Origin of the sequence: Methanosarcina sp. MTP4 (assembly GCF_000970045.1) — an archaeon.
Taxonomy (GTDB): Archaea; Halobacteriota; Methanosarcinia; order Methanosarcinales; family Methanosarcinaceae; genus MTP4.
Genome location: NZ_CP009505.1, coordinates 642,377 through 658,196, shown reverse-complemented (window position 1 = coordinate 658,196; position 15,820 = coordinate 642,377). Strand labels below are relative to the sequence as shown.

The 15,820-nt window shown below is 46.2% G+C and carries 19 protein-coding genes and 3 tRNA genes; 13 read left to right on the top strand and 9 right to left on the bottom strand.

What is annotated here, in order from left to right; translation table 11 throughout:
* Window positions 1–96: 96 nt before the first annotated feature.
* Genes MSMTP_RS02985 through MSMTP_RS20310 form a run of 3 tightly spaced genes read right to left on the bottom strand, consistent with a single transcriptional unit; the run spans window position 97 to window position 1,468 of the window.
* Entirely contained in the window at window positions 97–984 is an 888-nt protein-coding gene (locus MSMTP_RS02985; protein WP_048177733.1) for a polyprenyl synthetase family protein, read from the bottom strand.
* On the bottom strand, window positions 960–1,340 hold the full coding sequence (locus MSMTP_RS02980) for a cytochrome c maturation protein CcmE (protein ID WP_048177731.1): 381 nt from the start codon (window positions 1,338–1,340) through the stop codon (window positions 960–962). Before MSMTP_RS02980 ends, MSMTP_RS02985 begins: the two co-directional genes overlap by 25 nt.
* A gap of 23 nt (window positions 1,341–1,363) precedes the next feature.
* Window positions 1,364–1,468 (bottom strand): CcmD family protein, encoded by a 105-nt coding sequence (locus MSMTP_RS20310; RefSeq protein ID WP_156153655.1) that lies wholly within the window; start codon window positions 1,466–1,468, stop codon window positions 1,364–1,366.
* Between the two features lie 1,252 nt (window positions 1,469–2,720).
* Here MSMTP_RS20310 and MSMTP_RS02975 point away from each other — a divergent pair.
* Together MSMTP_RS02975 and MSMTP_RS02970 are read left to right on the top strand one after the other, a co-directional pair.
* Window positions 2,721–2,792, top strand: a tRNA-Gly gene (locus MSMTP_RS02975).
* A 76-nt stretch (window positions 2,793–2,868) separates the two neighbouring features.
* Window positions 2,869–2,951: transfer RNA gene (locus MSMTP_RS02970), tRNA-Leu, on the top strand.
* A 182-nt stretch (window positions 2,952–3,133) separates the two neighbouring features.
* Here MSMTP_RS02970 and MSMTP_RS02965 read toward each other — a convergent pair.
* The 4 genes from MSMTP_RS02965 to MSMTP_RS02950 form a co-directional block, all read right to left on the bottom strand.
* A complete protein-coding gene (locus MSMTP_RS02965) occupies window positions 3,134–3,652 on the bottom strand; it encodes a phosphatase PAP2 family protein (RefSeq protein WP_048177730.1) in 519 nt (172 codons plus the stop codon).
* 86 nt (window positions 3,653–3,738) lie between these two features.
* A complete protein-coding gene (locus MSMTP_RS02960) occupies window positions 3,739–5,262 on the bottom strand; it encodes an MBL fold metallo-hydrolase (RefSeq protein ID WP_048177729.1) in 1,524 nt (507 codons plus the stop codon).
* A 210-nt stretch (window positions 5,263–5,472) separates the two neighbouring features.
* Window positions 5,473–5,988 (bottom strand): DUF123 domain-containing protein, encoded by a 516-nt coding sequence (locus MSMTP_RS02955; RefSeq protein ID WP_082090474.1) that lies wholly within the window; start codon window positions 5,986–5,988, stop codon window positions 5,473–5,475.
* A gap of 14 nt (window positions 5,989–6,002) precedes the next feature.
* Window positions 6,003–6,968, bottom strand: a complete 966-nt coding sequence (locus tag MSMTP_RS02950; RefSeq protein WP_048177728.1) for an ADP-ribosylglycohydrolase family protein — start codon at window positions 6,966–6,968, stop codon at window positions 6,003–6,005.
* Between the two features lie 196 nt (window positions 6,969–7,164).
* Between MSMTP_RS02950 and MSMTP_RS02945 the strand changes: the two genes are divergently transcribed.
* Window positions 7,165–7,536 (top strand): hypothetical protein, encoded by a 372-nt coding sequence (locus MSMTP_RS02945; protein WP_048177727.1) that lies wholly within the window; start codon window positions 7,165–7,167, stop codon window positions 7,534–7,536.
* Window positions 7,537–7,628: 92 nt separating this feature from the next.
* Here MSMTP_RS02945 and MSMTP_RS02940 read toward each other — a convergent pair.
* Both MSMTP_RS02940 and MSMTP_RS02935 read right to left on the bottom strand, forming a co-directional pair.
* Window positions 7,629–7,703: transfer RNA gene (locus MSMTP_RS02940), tRNA-Glu, on the bottom strand.
* A gap of 196 nt (window positions 7,704–7,899) precedes the next feature.
* Complete coding sequence (locus MSMTP_RS02935; RefSeq protein ID WP_048177725.1) at window positions 7,900–9,141, bottom strand: proteasome-activating nucleotidase; 1,242 nt, start codon at window positions 9,139–9,141, stop codon at window positions 7,900–7,902.
* 1,023 nt (window positions 9,142–10,164) lie between these two features.
* On the opposite strand from MSMTP_RS02935, the gene MSMTP_RS20305 reads away from it, so the two are divergent.
* The 10 genes from MSMTP_RS20305 to rpl18a all read left to right on the top strand — a co-directional run bounded on the left by MSMTP_RS20305 (window position 10,165) and on the right by rpl18a (window position 15,817).
* Complete coding sequence (locus MSMTP_RS20305) at window positions 10,165–10,449, top strand: DUF131 domain-containing protein (protein WP_369799613.1); 285 nt, start codon at window positions 10,165–10,167, stop codon at window positions 10,447–10,449.
* On the top strand, window positions 10,446–10,829 hold the full coding sequence (locus tag MSMTP_RS02925) for a DUF131 domain-containing protein (protein WP_048177723.1): 384 nt from the start codon (window positions 10,446–10,448) through the stop codon (window positions 10,827–10,829). The genes MSMTP_RS20305 and MSMTP_RS02925 overlap by 4 nt, the downstream gene beginning before the upstream one ends.
* A 209-nt stretch (window positions 10,830–11,038) precedes the next feature.
* On the top strand, window positions 11,039–12,313 hold the full coding sequence (locus tag MSMTP_RS02920) for an adenylosuccinate synthase (RefSeq protein ID WP_048177722.1): 1,275 nt from the start codon (window positions 11,039–11,041) through the stop codon (window positions 12,311–12,313).
* Between the two features lie 316 nt (window positions 12,314–12,629).
* Window positions 12,630–13,079, top strand: coding sequence for a 30S ribosomal protein S19e (locus MSMTP_RS02915; protein WP_048177720.1), 450 nt, complete (start codon window positions 12,630–12,632; stop codon window positions 13,077–13,079).
* Window positions 13,080–13,184: 105 nt separating this feature from the next.
* Window positions 13,185–13,553, top strand: coding sequence for a DNA-binding protein (locus MSMTP_RS02910; protein WP_048182561.1), 369 nt, complete (start codon window positions 13,185–13,187; stop codon window positions 13,551–13,553).
* A gap of 5 nt (window positions 13,554–13,558) precedes the next feature.
* Window positions 13,559–14,179, top strand: coding sequence for a tRNA (5-methylaminomethyl-2-thiouridylate)-methyltransferase (locus MSMTP_RS02905; RefSeq protein WP_048177719.1), 621 nt, complete (start codon window positions 13,559–13,561; stop codon window positions 14,177–14,179).
* Window positions 14,180–14,446: 267 nt separating this feature from the next.
* Entirely contained in the window at window positions 14,447–14,602 is a 156-nt protein-coding gene (locus MSMTP_RS18315; RefSeq protein WP_082090473.1) for a 50S ribosomal protein L39e, read from the top strand.
* 18 nt (window positions 14,603–14,620) lie between these two features.
* The gene (locus MSMTP_RS02900) at window positions 14,621–14,890 is read left to right on the top strand and encodes a 50S ribosomal protein L31e (protein ID WP_048177717.1); all 270 of its coding nucleotides are present in this window, start codon (window positions 14,621–14,623) and stop codon (window positions 14,888–14,890) included.
* A gap of 32 nt (window positions 14,891–14,922) precedes the next feature.
* Window positions 14,923–15,582, top strand: coding sequence for a translation initiation factor IF-6 (locus MSMTP_RS02895; RefSeq protein WP_048177715.1), 660 nt, complete (start codon window positions 14,923–14,925; stop codon window positions 15,580–15,582).
* A gap of 58 nt (window positions 15,583–15,640) precedes the next feature.
* On the top strand, window positions 15,641–15,817 hold the full coding sequence (rpl18a, locus tag MSMTP_RS02890; protein ID WP_255351033.1) for a 50S ribosomal protein L18Ae: 177 nt from the start codon (window positions 15,641–15,643) through the stop codon (window positions 15,815–15,817).
* The last annotated feature ends 3 nt before the right edge of the window (window positions 15,818–15,820 follow it).

The window sequence follows — 15,820 nt, the reverse complement described above, 5'->3', positions numbered from 1 at the left end:
TCGGGGTTGTGATGATTTTGCGTTACACTTGTTTCTGCATTATTGGTTCCTGCATTGCACTGGCTTCTGCGTTTTTCAGGAAAAGCCGAAGAATTTTCAGGATTTTTCAAGCAGGTCAAGTGTCACATAATCAGTAGTCAGGAAGAGCTTATCCCTTGCAGGGCATTCCCTGAAGGTATTAAGGACTTCTTTTGCTGCCCGGACATATTTTTCTACTTCTTCGATAGACCGCTCTACGGCTTTTTCCCGGCCCATCTTCGAAGCGTAGATCTGGGGTAGGGTTTCGGACGTAACTTTTGACTCCTTTTCTTCAAGCACCTCAAGGAACTCCAGCAGGTCATCTACAATCTGGTACGCAGTTCCCAGATACTTCCCGAAGAGGGAAAACTTCTCGGCCCCGACATCATCTGCCCCGCCGGCATAAGCCCCTATCAAGGCACTGACTGCAAAAAGAGATGCCGTTTTTCGGAATATGCACTCGAAATAAGCCTCTTCCCCGAACTCCTCTTCGTCCAGTCTAAGGTCAAGGACTTCCCCTTCCGCCATGTCCATTCCGGCTTTCCCAAAAACCCGGACCACTTTTTCCCCGTAAGGAGAAATAAGCTCGATTGACTTGGCAATAAGGTAGTCCCCGCAGAGGAGAGCCCGGGAAGGCCCGAACTGTTCAGGAGCCGAAGGCAAGTTCCTCCGGATAAGGCCCTGGTCCAGCAGGTCATCGTGAACAAGAGAAGCAGAATGCATCATTTCAACGGCGAGGGCTGCATCGAGGCTCTTTATATAAGATCCGGAACAGACATCACTCGCCAGCAGGAGAAGAATAGGGCGGACCCTTTTCCCTCCGGAATGACAGACATGCTCCACCATTTTTTTCAGACGGGAGTCCTCCATATCCGTAATGAAGGCTTCAATCCCGGCCTCGACATATCTGTACTCTTCCCATTCTTCAATATCCATTGGAATTACTCCGTATACTTGGATGGGCACCCTGTAACAATCTTATTGGCCTCAATGGTTTCCTCGGAAACCATGGTTCCGCTGATGCTAACCTTCTCCCCTTCCGCGAGGTTTGAGGGCAGGTCACCCGTGTATTTGACACGGACCCTCAGGTTTTCAACATCCTCATCCCTGAGCTCGAACAGGGTTATCCCGGGGACCATTTCAATGCTCCCGTATTCCACGATACCCATTGCATTTACTTCTTGCCCTAAGTGGGCCTGGGGGTCAGAAAGGATTTCGGATACCGAGAGGTACCCTGAAGAATCAACGCCATAAAGCCCGACTACGGCCACGGCAAGAATAAAAGCAATTGCGAATAATGTTTTCTTTTTTTTCTGATTCATCTAAAACCACGTATGACGGATCATTACATTAACTTTTTGTTGAGCCTTGCACGCGCCTTGAGCAGCACAAAAATATATGCAAAAATAAGGAGCCAGCTGATTGTGAATGCTAGAATAAAAGGACCCATTCCTATCACATCTTTTGCAAGTTACCGTATTTTATTCAGAACTCCTGCCCCGGATGCAGGGCAACACAAACAATGAAAGGCTTATTTTGAAAACTTTGTGTGCCTAGCCCTATATAAGGATATATATTATTTACCCAAGAAATAAAGTTCCCCCGGAAAAACAAATAAAACGAGCCGCAAATGTAAATGATACCCCCCAATCAAAACAGTATAAATAAAGAAAGGAACAAATTGATTTTGTATACAAATATTATTTGAATAGTATTAGTATATTCAACGCAATATAAGTTTACCAAAGATATATCCAGCAATATATAAAACAATAAATATTTAAAATTGTAAAGGAATAAAATGAAGGAAATTTCTCGAAGAATCCCCAATTAACTAGATAAAAAATAGCCTATAGTGAAGAATATATTCTGCAGGATTTACTCTATAATATGTATGTCAAAATATCCATTTTCAGGCAAACAAGGTTGACAATATAATAAGAACTATATATAAAATTGAAGAATATAATAGTTACAAAGTTTCACCCGGTTGGCATGATTACCCCGGAACAGTTTCCTTTTACACCATTTATGATTAAGGGTTCCTGCCCCCCAATTTCGACTGAAAATTATAACTGGTAGTTTTACCTGACAATTCAGTCCAACAATTGTATCTGGCAACCCACATGAGAACCCCACCTGAAAATTAGATTGGGCAACCTCAACTGACAACTCTAACTGATAATTTGACATTTTGCGCCTTCTAATATCTCGTTGCTGTCACGGCAACCCCAACTGACAACTCTAACAGATAATTTGACCCTGCGATTCGATCAGTAAAAACCAGCTGACAACCCGATCCTGACAATTCGACCCAACATTTCTTCCAGAAAATTCAGGCCATACAAGAAGGAGACCTCCAACATGAAGTACAGGACAGCTTCATCATATACCGTGTCGACAAATACTGCATGGTTTCTTCGTTCCCGAAACAGGACACCAAGTATTTAACAGAGAGGAAAAGACGGAGAAAAAACGAAATAGATCGAAGGTGGAGACCCACCATGGGTTTTGCCCGCAGGAAGAAAATCCACACAACTTTAAGGAGAATCGGAAGTGAGACGAAAAAACTTCACAAACAGGGGTGGGAAATCCCTGTATCTTTTAAAGATCTCCGGTAAAAAAGAAAAAGATCAGAAATAATAATAAATGTCAAGCGAAAACATTATATCTGACAAATACCTCTAGAGGTGTTGCAGTTTGCGTTGATGGTCTAGTGGCTATGACTTGGGCCTTCCAAGCCCAAAACCCGGGTTCGAATCCCGGTCGGCGCATTTTTCCGTTTTTTAGAATCCTGCTATGTTTCTATTTTTCGTATATTAACTACGGACGGAATAGAATCAACAAAATGCGAGGGTTGCCCAGAGGTCAAAGGCGATGGGCTTAGGACCCATTTTCGTAGGAATTCGTGCGTTCGAATCGCACCCCTCGCATCCCCATTAAATCCCCCATCCGTTTTGCGCTCCAGCACCACCCGTTTTTCACCACTCCTTCGTTCATCTTGCACCCACATCCAGCCGCTCCGCGCATATCCTCACCCATTTTGTGCTCCAACTATGAAGAGTTTTTGAATGGCATATAGCCTTCCGAGTTTCCACGCCTCACCAGCAGACTCTCATTCGGACCCGGGAATCTTTCCGAAAATTCCTGCATTTACCAGCTTTTTTTCCACATAGAGCCAGAGCAGCCCCAGTAAGCAGCCAATCAGGGCCCCCACAAGCACGTCCGAAGGGTAGTGGACCCCGATAAAGATCCTGCTCAGGCTGACAAGTACGGCAAAAATCCAAACAGGCAGCTTCAACTTTCCAGCTCTGGGGTGTAAAAAGACCGCAGAGGCGAAAGCCATCAAAGTATGCCCACTGGGCATGGAATAACCGGTTGTGCAGGTCACAAAGCGGATATCCTCAGGCCTCGGGACCGCAAAAATGGGTTTAAGTGCCAGGGCCAGGTTCCAGGAGACTAAAAGTAAAGAAAGGTAGAAAAGGGCTTCATTTCTCCCCCGGAAATAAAAAAGAGCTGCAAGGATCAAAAAGAGGAAGTAATCGAACCTGAGGCTTATAAAAAGCATGAAATGGTCCAGGAAAGAAAAGGAATTAAGGACCTGCAGGATGTAGTAATCAAATTCCGAAAACATAAGACCGGAAAACCTCCATTAAAACATTAGATTCTCAAAAGAAATATTTAATTTTATTTATGTCAGGAACAGAGGACAACTAACCCTCATTTCCCTGCCCCGTATCGCTCGGAACTCCCGTATGCTAGCAGCCGTCCATTCTCGAGCACTGAAACCGAACCGTGCCCGCAGCAGACAATGCACTTTTTACCTTCCGGAGCAAGTTCCGCATCAAGTTCCGAGATGAGGGAGAAAAGGGCATTTCTTTCATCTCTGGCAAGGTTACTATCCACGTTTACCGAGGTCATAAGGTAGTCGGCCAGGACGTTGTATTCGGTCCGCTCCGGGCTCAGGCTCCTGAAGTTTATCAGGGTATCTTGGGGGAAGAGCAACCCTTCTTCCGGACAGAGGTAGAGAACTTCCCCGTGCATGTGCCCGCCAAGTCCCTGAAGGGCTTCAAACTCAAGTCCCCCTATCCGGAAGCGAGCAATTACCGGGAATGAACCCCTTTTTTCAATATATGCTTCCCGGGAAGGGAGATCGGGGAAAATTTCGATGTTAGTGGGGAGATTAAACCTAGAAAAGAGGTTGATCATCTTTGTATAAACCTCTTCGAGGATACACTCCTGGTGAGTGGAACCGTAAGCCCTGCTTGTTTCCCTTGCGACTTTCAGAGTATCCCGGTTCAGAAAAGAGGGAGCTGAGAAGTAGCCAGCAGCCCCGCAGTGATCGGCGTCCGCGTGAGTGATGTAGATCCTTTTTATCCGGTTCAGGTCCCCGAACCCATAGTGCTGGAGCATGTTCACGAGATCAGGGAAATATATCCCATACCCGGAATCAATCATCACTCGCTCTTCCGGAGTGTCAAAGAGATAAATATTGCCTCCGCAAGGGGGCTGGAAGCTAAAGAGTTCGATACCGCTCCTAATCCGGAACCTCTGTACATCAGCATAAAAACCGGATCCGGAAGTCCGGTTCAGAGTCTCCCCCACTTTAAGTATATTTTCGAAAACTTCCCGGGGGTCCTTATCCAGGTTTGAAAGTTCCTGGGCAATATGGTTAATGTCGTGCAGGAACCTCATAAGGAACTCGTCCTCAGCGTCCCCCAAAAAAACCCGCAGTTTCTGGGCAAAACGGAGATAAAAAACCGTGTCGTCGAGCTTTTCCCCTGTGGTGTCGTATTCCAGGATCTCGAGCCTGTACCCGGACTTGAGCCGGTTCAGGAGAGAATCTACCAGTTCCGTGTTCTCGACGTTCAGGCTCACAACCAGCCTTTCGGGGTGCTTCCCGCGGTCGTCGAAGTCCAGGAAGGTGATATTGGACCCTGCCGAGGTGATGTAGTTGAGAAGCTCGAATAAAGCCCCGGGCCGGTTAGGAAGATAAACATGGAACTTGAGGAACGCAACAGGATGCAAGGAAGTCTGAAGGTAGCCTATCTTTTCCAGTTCCTCACGGATTTTCCCATAGGCCCCGGGAGAAGCCGTAACTTCAAAAAAAACAGTCTGTTGATCGATCCTCCTATCGTACTGGATCCTGTTAATATTTCCCCTGTGCCTCGTGATTATCTCGGCAGCCCTGTGCAAAGCTCCAGGCTTATCCGGCATGCAGGCAATAAACGAGAACTGTTCCATAAGAGATCTCCTGATCGAATAACAATTTATGTTCTTCCCTTTAATGTTCTATAGAAATCTGGAAACCTTAAGCTTTCCTGTTAAATATTGTTGAAGAGAGATAAATCGGAAAAAATATAGGAAAAAAATAGGAAATATAAAATCTAAAAAACCGGATCTGTTCAGGCCGGGACCAGGAAAAAACCGAATGTCCTATCCCGAAGGAAACGTTCAAAATTCAAGCACGAAAGGTCGAAGCCCCAGCCCTTCAAACGCCCCCGAGAGATCCGATAAAGGATATTTTTCCCTGGAAAAAAGATGCGACCTGCATTTACAGTCCGTGCACCCGAAGCCGGGGATGCAAGGCCCGCCGATGGCTCCCGCCAGCATGCACTCAAGGCGCTCCGGCGTAGCGGCACAGACCGCCGAAACCAGGCGGAATGCAGAACAAAAGTGTAGATAGTCCACGTGCCACTTTGGATTTTTGTCTTTGTCCCTGGAAAGCCTTATATGTCTTTGCATTCGCTTAAGCCCGCCCGGACCAAGTGCTGACCCCACATAGATGTGATAGCCTCTTTTGAAAGAAAACTCCCCTTTTTTCCCCACCTGCAGGGCGTACTCATGGTTCTCAAATATGAGGCAGTAAACACCTTTTTGGGAAAAGTCAAAATTAGAGCCATCAAAATGAGTATCCGAAGAATTCGGTTCCCTCGAAGCTTCAGGATTTATCGAAGAATCGGCTTTCATATTAAAACCATACCTTAAGATCCGCGAACTTCAGAGATGTGGTCCGATACCTCGAAATATTTTTCAAGCAAAGGTCCAACCATTGCTTCAAGCTCCGCTTTTCCTTCCAGAGCTTCAACCCAGGCAGGAGGTACAGAGCCGATCCCCAGTCTTGCCCCCAGGACCCCGCCGGCCACGCAGCCTACGGAATCGGAATCTCCTGTAATGTTTACGGCTATTTGGAGCGCTTTTTTATAATCATCCGGATAGCGCAGCATGCAGAAATATGCAAGAGCAAAGGTTTCTTCCGCATACCAACCCTGGCCGATTTCCCGAAGGGCTTCTTCATCACTCATATCCCCGAAAGCCAGTTCATATGCGACTTTCAAGGCATTCGTAAATTCTTCTGAGATTCCACCCGTAACTTTGAGAAGAGGGCAGAACATATCTAAGGGCTCCATGCCGTCAAGGGCAAGCTTTACCGCATAGGCTCCTGCGATAGACGCGGCATCTGAAGTGGGATGGGAATGAGTTATTTTTCCGGAAAGGGAAGCAACCTCCAGCAGCTTATCAGGATCGTTGCGGTAGATAAAACCGACTATACCCACCCGCATGAGGCTTCCGCATGTTTTGGACTCGATGCCCGAATCTTGCCAGTGAACCCCCTCTTTGAGGCGAAGCGCTGCCCCTTTTGAGGTTGCCCCTGCTCCAAGATCAGGTTCATCCAGCCATTTGACAAATTCCCCTGCAAGAAGGCCCATCAATTCCGAAGGCTCACGTTCAGCCCCCAGGACCAGAGCCCTTGCAAGGACCAGCATAAGCTGCGTATCGTCAGTCCATGGAGAATCGGGAAGAAGTTCAAGAAGCCCTTTTTCTCCGTACTTAGCCTTTATCCGCTCAAGGGTGAGATGTTCTACAGGACGCCCCAGGGCATCCCCACAGGCACTTCCGAAAAGGTAGCCTCGGAGTTTTTTTTCGAGATCGGAAAGTTCGGATTCCATAGAGATCAATTTTTATTTATTTCCAGATTAGTACCTCATTAAATAATACTTTCACCCCGCAAACATAAACAAGATATATCTTCGAATCAAAAAAAAGGGAAAAGAGTCCTGAATTGCTATGGAATGACGGACACAGAATAACAGGTACAGAATAGCAGATGCAGAACAACCGACACAGGAAATGGGGGGAAATCTAATGTCAGACGGAGGATTTGACCCGGACGAGATGATAGCAAGGACCAGAGAAGAAGAAAATCTATTTGGAATAGCTGTAGACACGATAACAAAACAATATGTTAGTTACGCGGCAGTTCCGAAATCAAACAAGGTGGAAGAAGTGGGGGATGATTTTAGCAAAAAACCAGGGCAGCCACAAAATTGGACCCTGGCTGGAGAAAACAGAGAAAACGTAGCTTATAAATGGGTTGCAAGAGGGAGTACTTACCCGGTAAAAGAGCTTCTCAAAAAAGCCGGGATGCGCTGGGACCCGAAGCATAGGGAGTGGCACAGCCATAAGAAGCCGGGTATCGAAATAGAAGGCATCTATATGATGAAAACAAAAGCATAAGCTTCAGGGAAAGCTATGAAAAAGCTAAAAGAGCTATAGGAAAAAGTAATAAACGCGCTAAAAAGCTGTGAAAAAAGTTATAAAAAGAAAAGTGCTCCGATGGGGATTTGAACCCCAGTCGCAGGAGTGAGAGTCCTGAATGATTGGCCGAGCTACACTATCGGAGCACGCTGATTATTAAACACTGCCACTGAGACAGCATACTTTCAACTGATTTATATAATATAAAGCTTTCGTTTGAGGTTTAAAAATAATATTGGAACTGCCGGAGAGCGGATTTCGCTCATGCCAGCAGTCGGCCGAAAATAGTTATTTTCGAATAGGAGATATCGGAACTCTGTGCCGAATCAACCCATCAAATCCTCACACGAACATGGCCTGAGGGATTGAGGTTTCCTGAACGTTTACGACCTTGTCGTAAGCTTTCATGAAGTCAGCCATGGTAATCTGTTTGCCGCGCCTGCGCAGCACGAAGATTCCGGCTTCCTTGGTAATTACACTGAGTTCTGCCCCACTCATTCCGGTTGTGACTTTTGCGAGCTTCTCGAAGTTCACGTCATCAGCAAGGTTCATCTTACGGGTGTGGATCTTCAGGATCTCAACCCTGCCTTTTTCGTCCGGAATCGGTATTTCAATAGACCGGTCGAATCGGCCGGGACGGAGGAGAGCCGGGTCGAGCAGGTCGATCCTGTTGGTTGCGGCAACCACCTTTACATTGCCCTTGGGGTCAAAACCATCCATTTCCGCAAGCAGCTGGAGCATGGTCCTGTTTACCTCTGCCGAACCGCTGGTCCCGTCGTAGGTCCTCATGCTGCCCACTGCATCGATTTCGTCAATGAAGAGAATACTTGGGGACTTGTCCCGGGCAAGCTGGAAGATGTCCTTGACAAGCCGGGAGCCTTCCCCAACAAACTTCTGGACCAGGTCCGAACCGGACATCCGAATGAAAGTGGCCTTAGCCTGGGAGGCAATAGCCTTTGCAACAAGGGTCTTTCCCGTACCAGGGGCACCGTGGAGGAGAACTCCCGAAGGCGGCTCAATTCCCAGGTCCTCGAAAAGCTCAGGCTCGGTAAGCGGGAGTTCTACACTTTCCCGGACTTCCTGAAGCACATCGTCAAGCCCTCCGATCATGCTGTAGTCCACACCCGGAGAGTTGATAAGCTCCATTACCTGAGCCCTTACATCGGCTGCCCTGCTGACAATGGAGATGATCGAGTAAGCTCCGTTTACGGCAACCCTCATTCCGGGATCGATCTTCCCACGGTATTCCTCCGGGATCTGGGTCAGGACTTCCTGGTTGTTCCCATGCTGCCTGATCAGGACAATATCCCCGTTCACTTCCAGAATGGTAGCAATAAAGAGAGGAGGCTCGGTAAGCTGTTCCAGGTGGGCTTTTAACTTGTTTATTTCCTGGAGGTGCCGCCCCGTAGACACGCTTGCCTCAAGGAGCCGGGCTTTCATGTTCTCGTTCTGAACCTTCAGAATTTCGATTTCGGTCAGGAGAGATTTAACATCATCAGCTTCAATCTCCCCACACTCAAGCTGGGTTTCTACCCTGGTTTTGACCTCTTCCAGGGAAGACTGTAAGTCACTGTCTTCTGACATTGAAAACACCTGTTTTATCTGAATATGACCTTAATTAGTTGTACGATCCCGAGTCATCATGTGATCTTGATATGAGTAAAATCCTGATGTGGAGTGGGACCCTGATCCTTCATATGAACTTGATATGAACTTGATATGAAGTATAGTTCTGATTCGATTTTATAAGCCAGGTTCGTACACATAAACCTGATTTGTAGTGGTATCCGGACCTACGGAATAAAGGAATCGAATCATGTACTGCAGGAGTACAAAAGGCAATGCTAACGAAAATCCGGGAAAGATGATTATTATCATACCCGTATATTTTTCATACCTCGATACGTATTAATGGCCAGAAACCTGTTTTCATATTAACTCTCGGACTTAGTGGGACGATTGTAGGTTAAAAGGCGCCGGATTAAACATGTTCTTATCCTGACCCCGAATATATTAACATACCGCCAATAAATATACCATATTAATTATAAAAACCATATATATAAATTCCTACGGCGACTGCAGCCCACTTCTGCACGTTACTTAAATAATGGTCTGGTATCTAATTAGTATATATCGATTTTTTGTATTCTCTTTTAGAGCACAATGTACCATGAGGTACAACGTGTATATCATATTTTGGAATAGATGATTAAAGAGTTTCGGGAAAAGAACCTGCCGGAAAACCGGAATGAATGAATGAAATGACCAAACAGCGAGACATCCAGCGACAGTACATTACAGTACTGTATAGTATAGCGATTATAGTGAGTACAGTATAAGGTAGTAGAAACATTACAGTACTGGAAGCACTATGCAGCATCTTATTTATGTCCTTGCATCTCAGATATACCGGACAAAACCCATATATAAAAATTTCCCCCTGGAAAAGGATCAGAACTTTTGTCGGAAAAAGCAAAAATCCGCACAGTAATAAAATAAATAGATAGTCATCTTGTTTTCTAGTTAGTTTAAATAGACTTGGTTTATAAATTTATAACCACTATAAAAAAAAGAAAAATGAAGAGAACAGGTACAAAAAATTGAATGGATACATTTAATAATAAAAGCATAATATCTCTTCACATGCGATCCTCGGAAGATTTTCTAAAAGTAGGCGCAACGGTTACATTTGTTGGTTTTATCATAGTGATGTTAGGTGTTATCCTGACAATGCTACAACATCCAGGAAGCAGCCATCTGGGAGGATTGATCATGCTTGGACCCATCCCGATCGCCTTTGGCACCTCTCCAGAAATAACAACAAATATGTTAGGACTTGGCCTAGTGATAATGATTCTATACCTCTTCTTGTGGAAAACACAAAGATGAGCGGAAATATACTTGTTCTCTTCGGAATTATTATTATCTTCATCGGATTTCTGATTATTATAGCTGGCATGACTTTCGGGGCAAGCTCGGGTATAGAACAGGAAAGATATTACTCATATGAAAAAGAAAGTAATTCAGAAAAAGAAGATTATTTAAAAAACGCGGCTGATTTTGAAAAAAGGACAGATTCCGGAAGAAACCCTTCGGGAAGCGACTTTGAAAGAAAAAAATCTTCAAAAATTAAGGGTGCAGGAGTTATAATGCTTGGCCCGATCCCCATAATATTCGGAAGTGACGGGGAAAGTGCAAAGACCGCAATAATCCTCGCAATCCTCATGATGCTTCTGACATTAATTATGTTTAGAGGTTCCTTTTTCTAAAGAAGAGAATTCCATAATAAGGCACCTATATACAAAAAAGGATTAACTTCTCAAAAATACACATTTATATATCAATATATAAATAAATCGGGATTTCTAAGAGCCCTTATACATATAAGTAATACATTGACCAGAACATCCCGGCATCTTCCGGGTCCTTCCGACCCCGATCAAAACCTTATTATTGATTAAGCCCGAATCAGGGCGTTATGTTTACGATCATCACAGGTGCACAGTTCGGTGACGAAGGAAAGGGAAAGATTGTAGACCTTCTCGCGAAAGATTATGATATTGTTGCCCGTTTTCAGGGTGGAAACAACGCAGGTCACACCGTCAAAGTAGGGGACGAGGTGTACAAGCTGCACCTGATTCCTTCCGGCATCCTGCTGGACGCAAGGGTCCTGATAGGCCCTGGAGTTGTCCTGAACCCGGAGGTTCTTGCCGAAGAAATTGCAATGCTTGAAAAGCATAAGGTAAGAGTGGATGCCTCAAAGCTCGGAATCGACGCTAAGACAAGTATCATTATGCCCTACCACATAGAGATGGACGGGTTACGGGAAGCCGCCAGGACCGAAAAGATCGGGACTACAAAGAGGGGAATCGGCTATGCCTACATTGACAAGGTTGCAAGGGACGAAGTCCGCCTTGCCGAGCTTGCAGACAGGGAACGTTTCCTGGCAAGGCTTGAAGAACTTGCCCCCCAGAAGGAGAAGGAAATATCCGCACTTGGTGGGAATCCGGAAATTGTCAGGGATCAGGACCTGATCAAAAAATACCTGGAACTGGGCAAGAAGTTTGCATCGTGTATCACGGATGTTTCCCGGGAAATCAACGAAGCCCTCAATGCAGGGAAAAACGTTATGGCCGAAGCTGCCCAGGGCACCCACCTCGACGTCATCCACGGGACACAGAAATTTGTAACCTCATCTTCTACTATTTCAGGGTCTGCCTGTGCCAACCTTGGGGTAGGGCCCACAAGAGTGGACAACGTAACAGCAATTGTAAAAGCCTACATCACAAGGGTAGGGGAAGGGCCGCTGCCCACAGAGCTCACCGACGAAATGGGGGAGAAGATCCAGAAAGCCGGTGGTGAATTCGGGACTACCACCGGACGCGGGCGGAGATGCGGCTGGTTTGACCTACCCCTCCTGAAAAAAGCCATCGCTCTGAACGGGTATACTGAAATTGCCCTCACAAAACTGGACGTGTTGACAGGCATGGAACAGGTCAGGATCTGTACGGGATACAGCTTTAAAGGGGAAACCGTGGACTATCCCCCTGAACTTACGGAAGACCTCCAGGCCTGCGAACCTGTATATGAGGATCTCACGGGCTGGGATGCCGACCTGACTGGAGTGAAAGCTTTCGAAGACCTTCCGGAAAACGCCAGAAATTATGTGAGTCGGCTGGAAGAACTTATGAAAGTACCAATCCGCTACATCTCTGTAGGTCCGGGAAGGGCACAAACCTTTAAAAAACAGTAATGCCATCTAGTAAGCTTACCCAGGACACTTACTTAAAAGGGTATATATTAACCAATAAGTTTATCAATCTCGTCTCAGTTTAGACTAGAATTATATTAACCGGGGTTATAGGGCCAGCAGGCCCCCAACCTTTCAAGTTCATTGAGTTAATACGTATCGAGTCCAAATACGTAAACCAGCTGTCTAAACTCTCGGAAGGGACAGGAATATCGTAATTTCGAGAGAAAATGAGTTACACCTACCAGATTCAGGGAAGAAAATCGGCCAGAATCCCTGAGACCTCAAAAAGCAAAGTAATTCGTAAAAGGAGTAGAGTATGACAACTGTATACGATGTCCCTGTGGCAGAACTGATCGAAAAGGTTGCAGGAATACTTAAGGAAAATGAGAAGATTGTTCCCCCGGAATGGGCAGAAAACGTGAAAACCGGCGTCCACAAGGAAATGCCCCCAGCCAACAATGACTGGTGGTATGTCAGGTGCGCCGCAATCCTGAGAAAGATTTACGCAGACGGACCTGTCGGGATCGAGAGGCTTCGCTCCGTATACGGTGGAAGGAAGGACAGAGGTTCACAGCCTTACAAAAGAGCAAAGGGCAGCGGTTCAATTGCCCGGAAAGCAGTCCAGCAGCTCGAAGCAGCAGGCTTCCTGCAGAAGGTAAGGGACGGACGTGCAGTGTCCCCCCAGGGACGCTCGATGCTTGATAACGCCTCCCACGAACTCAAGCAGGAACTTATTGAAACGATTCCGGGACTCGCAAAGTACTGAAAAAGTAAAGTTCCTACGAAAGGGGCCAGTAAAAATTCCGGCAGCCCTTTCCCGGACCTTAACTTTGCATACCAATCCGGATGTTGAAAAAAACCGGTTTTTTTGGTGATTTCCTTGTCAGGAATGGATGATGAACTAGAAGAAATCCGAAAGAGACGGCTTGCAGAAATTCAGAAGCAGCAGGCCCAGCAGCAACCTACGGACGTGCAGGCAGCTTACCAGCAGGAACAGGCCAAAGCCGAAATGGAAGCCCAGAAACAGGCTATCCTGAGGCAGATCCTGACCCCTGAAGCAAGGGAACGTCTTACAACCCTGAAGATGTCAAGACCGGCCCTCGGAGAGCAGCTTGAAATTCAGCTAATCTCCCTCGCCCAGAGCGGGAGGCTCCAGTCCAAAATCGACGACGAACAGCTGAAGACGCTCCTGATAAAAATGCAGCCAAAAAAGCGCAATACTTCCATAACCCGGGTTTAAGCAGAATGAAAGCCTCAGTTCTCTTTAGCGGAGGCAAAGACAGTTCGCTCTCAGCCCTCCTGTTGGAACCATTTTTTGAGATTGAGCTTGTAACCTGCAACTTCGGACTGCTACCTACAGGAGAGATTGCGGAGAAAACTGCCAAAAAGCTGCAGTTCCCGCATAGAGTAATCCCCCTTGAAAGAGAGATTCTGGAAAAGGCATACGGGATGATAATTCACGACGGTTTCCCTAAAAACGCAATTAACTACATCCATGAAAAAGCCGTCGAAACCCTTGCCTCGGACGCGGAAGTGGAATTCGTTGTGGATGGCATCAGGCGGGACGACAGGGTCCCGGTGCTTTCACCCCCCAGAATAAGGAGCATAGAAGACAGGTTCGGGGTCCAGTATATCTGCCCCCTTAAGGGGTACAGCAGAAAAGCCGTGGATATCCTTGTCGAGCGCTACCTGGTAATTGAGGAAGGGCCAAGCGAAACCACCCAGAAAGCAGATTACGAAACCGAGCTTCGGGAACTGATCCGACAACTTCAGGGAGAAGAGAAAATCAGCGAATTGTTTCCGGTCCACATCCAGTCCCATGTGCTTTCCCGAAAAACTGGAAAAAAAGCAGCAGGAAGCGTTTGAATTCAGGAAGTTAGCTGAAAGAGAAAAATCTGGATTAAAGATTTATACAATAATCAAGTATATTCAACCCCTTGATATTGCAAGGGAAAACCAGAAACTCTTACCGGATTTGCCGCATCTGACCCGAATCCTTCAGGTAAGGTTAGAATCCCAATAAAATTCAGGTTTATATCTCAACATATTATACCGGAAAATAATCATCAAATACTGGAAAATAATCATCAAATTAACAGAATTATAATTTACAGGTTAACAGGTGTGATCCACTTGAGTCATAACATGAAAGGACAGAAGAAGCGTCTTGCAAAGGCGCACAGGCAGAACACACGAGTCCCAGTGTGGGTTATTGTGAAAACAAACCGGAAGGTAGTGACTCATCCCAAGCGCAGGCACTGGAGAAGAAGAAGCCTGGATGTAAAATGAGCGACATAGGTGGGTAAAATGGCAGACGACGTGGTAAAAGAACAGATTTATACAGTACCTCTCAGAGACGTGAAGAAAGCCCCATCCTGGAAAAGAGCAAACAGGGCAGTAAGCGAAGTTCGGAGCTTTCTTGTAAAACACCTGAAGGTGGAGTCGACCCAGGTCAAACTGGACAAATCAATTAACGAACGCCTCTGGGAAAGAGGCTGCAAAAAGCCCCCACTCTCTATCCGGATCCGTGCTGTTAAATTCGCGGACGGCGAAGTGCAAGCAGAACTTGCACAGTAAACATATAGAGGAACCTTGAAGCGTTAAAAGACATGATTCGAACAGTGGATATTTACGAAACCCCATTAATTGGGGTCTTTGCAACCTGCACCGAAGACGTTGCTCTCGTTCCCCCCTGCACAAAGCCCGAAACCTGTGCCCTGCTGGAAAAGTTGCTGGGTGTAAGGGTCGTTGAGACTCTTGTGAGCGGAAGCGTTGTTGTGGGAGCCATTTCCAGAGGAAACTCAAATGGCTTCCTGTTTCCGAGAGGCTCGGGGACTGAGGAACTGCAGAAACTCACGGGAGTTCCTGCCGGAACTGTCCCGGACAAGTTGAATGCAGTGGGAAACATCGTGCTTGCAAATGATACTGCAGCCCTTGTACACCCGGAATTGTCCGATAATGCCCTGAAGGTCATTGGCAAGACTCTAAAAGTGGAAGTGTACAGAGGAACGATTGCAGGAATAAAAAATGTGGGAATGGCAGGAGTCGTAACCAATAAAGGACTCCTTGTACATCCGAAAGTTACTCCACCGGAAAGCGAATTTCTGGAAGAGATATTCGGACTCACTGTTGAGATCGGGACAACGAACTTTGGTACCCAGATGCTGGGCTCAGGGCTACTTGCAAACTCGAAAGGGTATGTTGTAGGTTCCGAGACCACAGGACCTGAAATGGGAAGAATTGAAGATTCCCTCGGGTTCATTGAATAAGCATCATATCATCCATCTGTTCCGGAACAATGTTACAGTTAGAGCATGGTGATCTATGATGAAGAATTTTGTAGTCAAAGGCCAATTCAAAGCAGGATATTCCTGGGAAAAATTCACAAAGAAGATCGAAAGCCAGAACGAAAAAAATGCAGAGGATAAGGTATATTCGATCTTCGGAAGCAAGCACGGAGTCAAAAGACGCCAGGTCCAGATCGAAAGCGTTGCTGAGGAGTGAAAA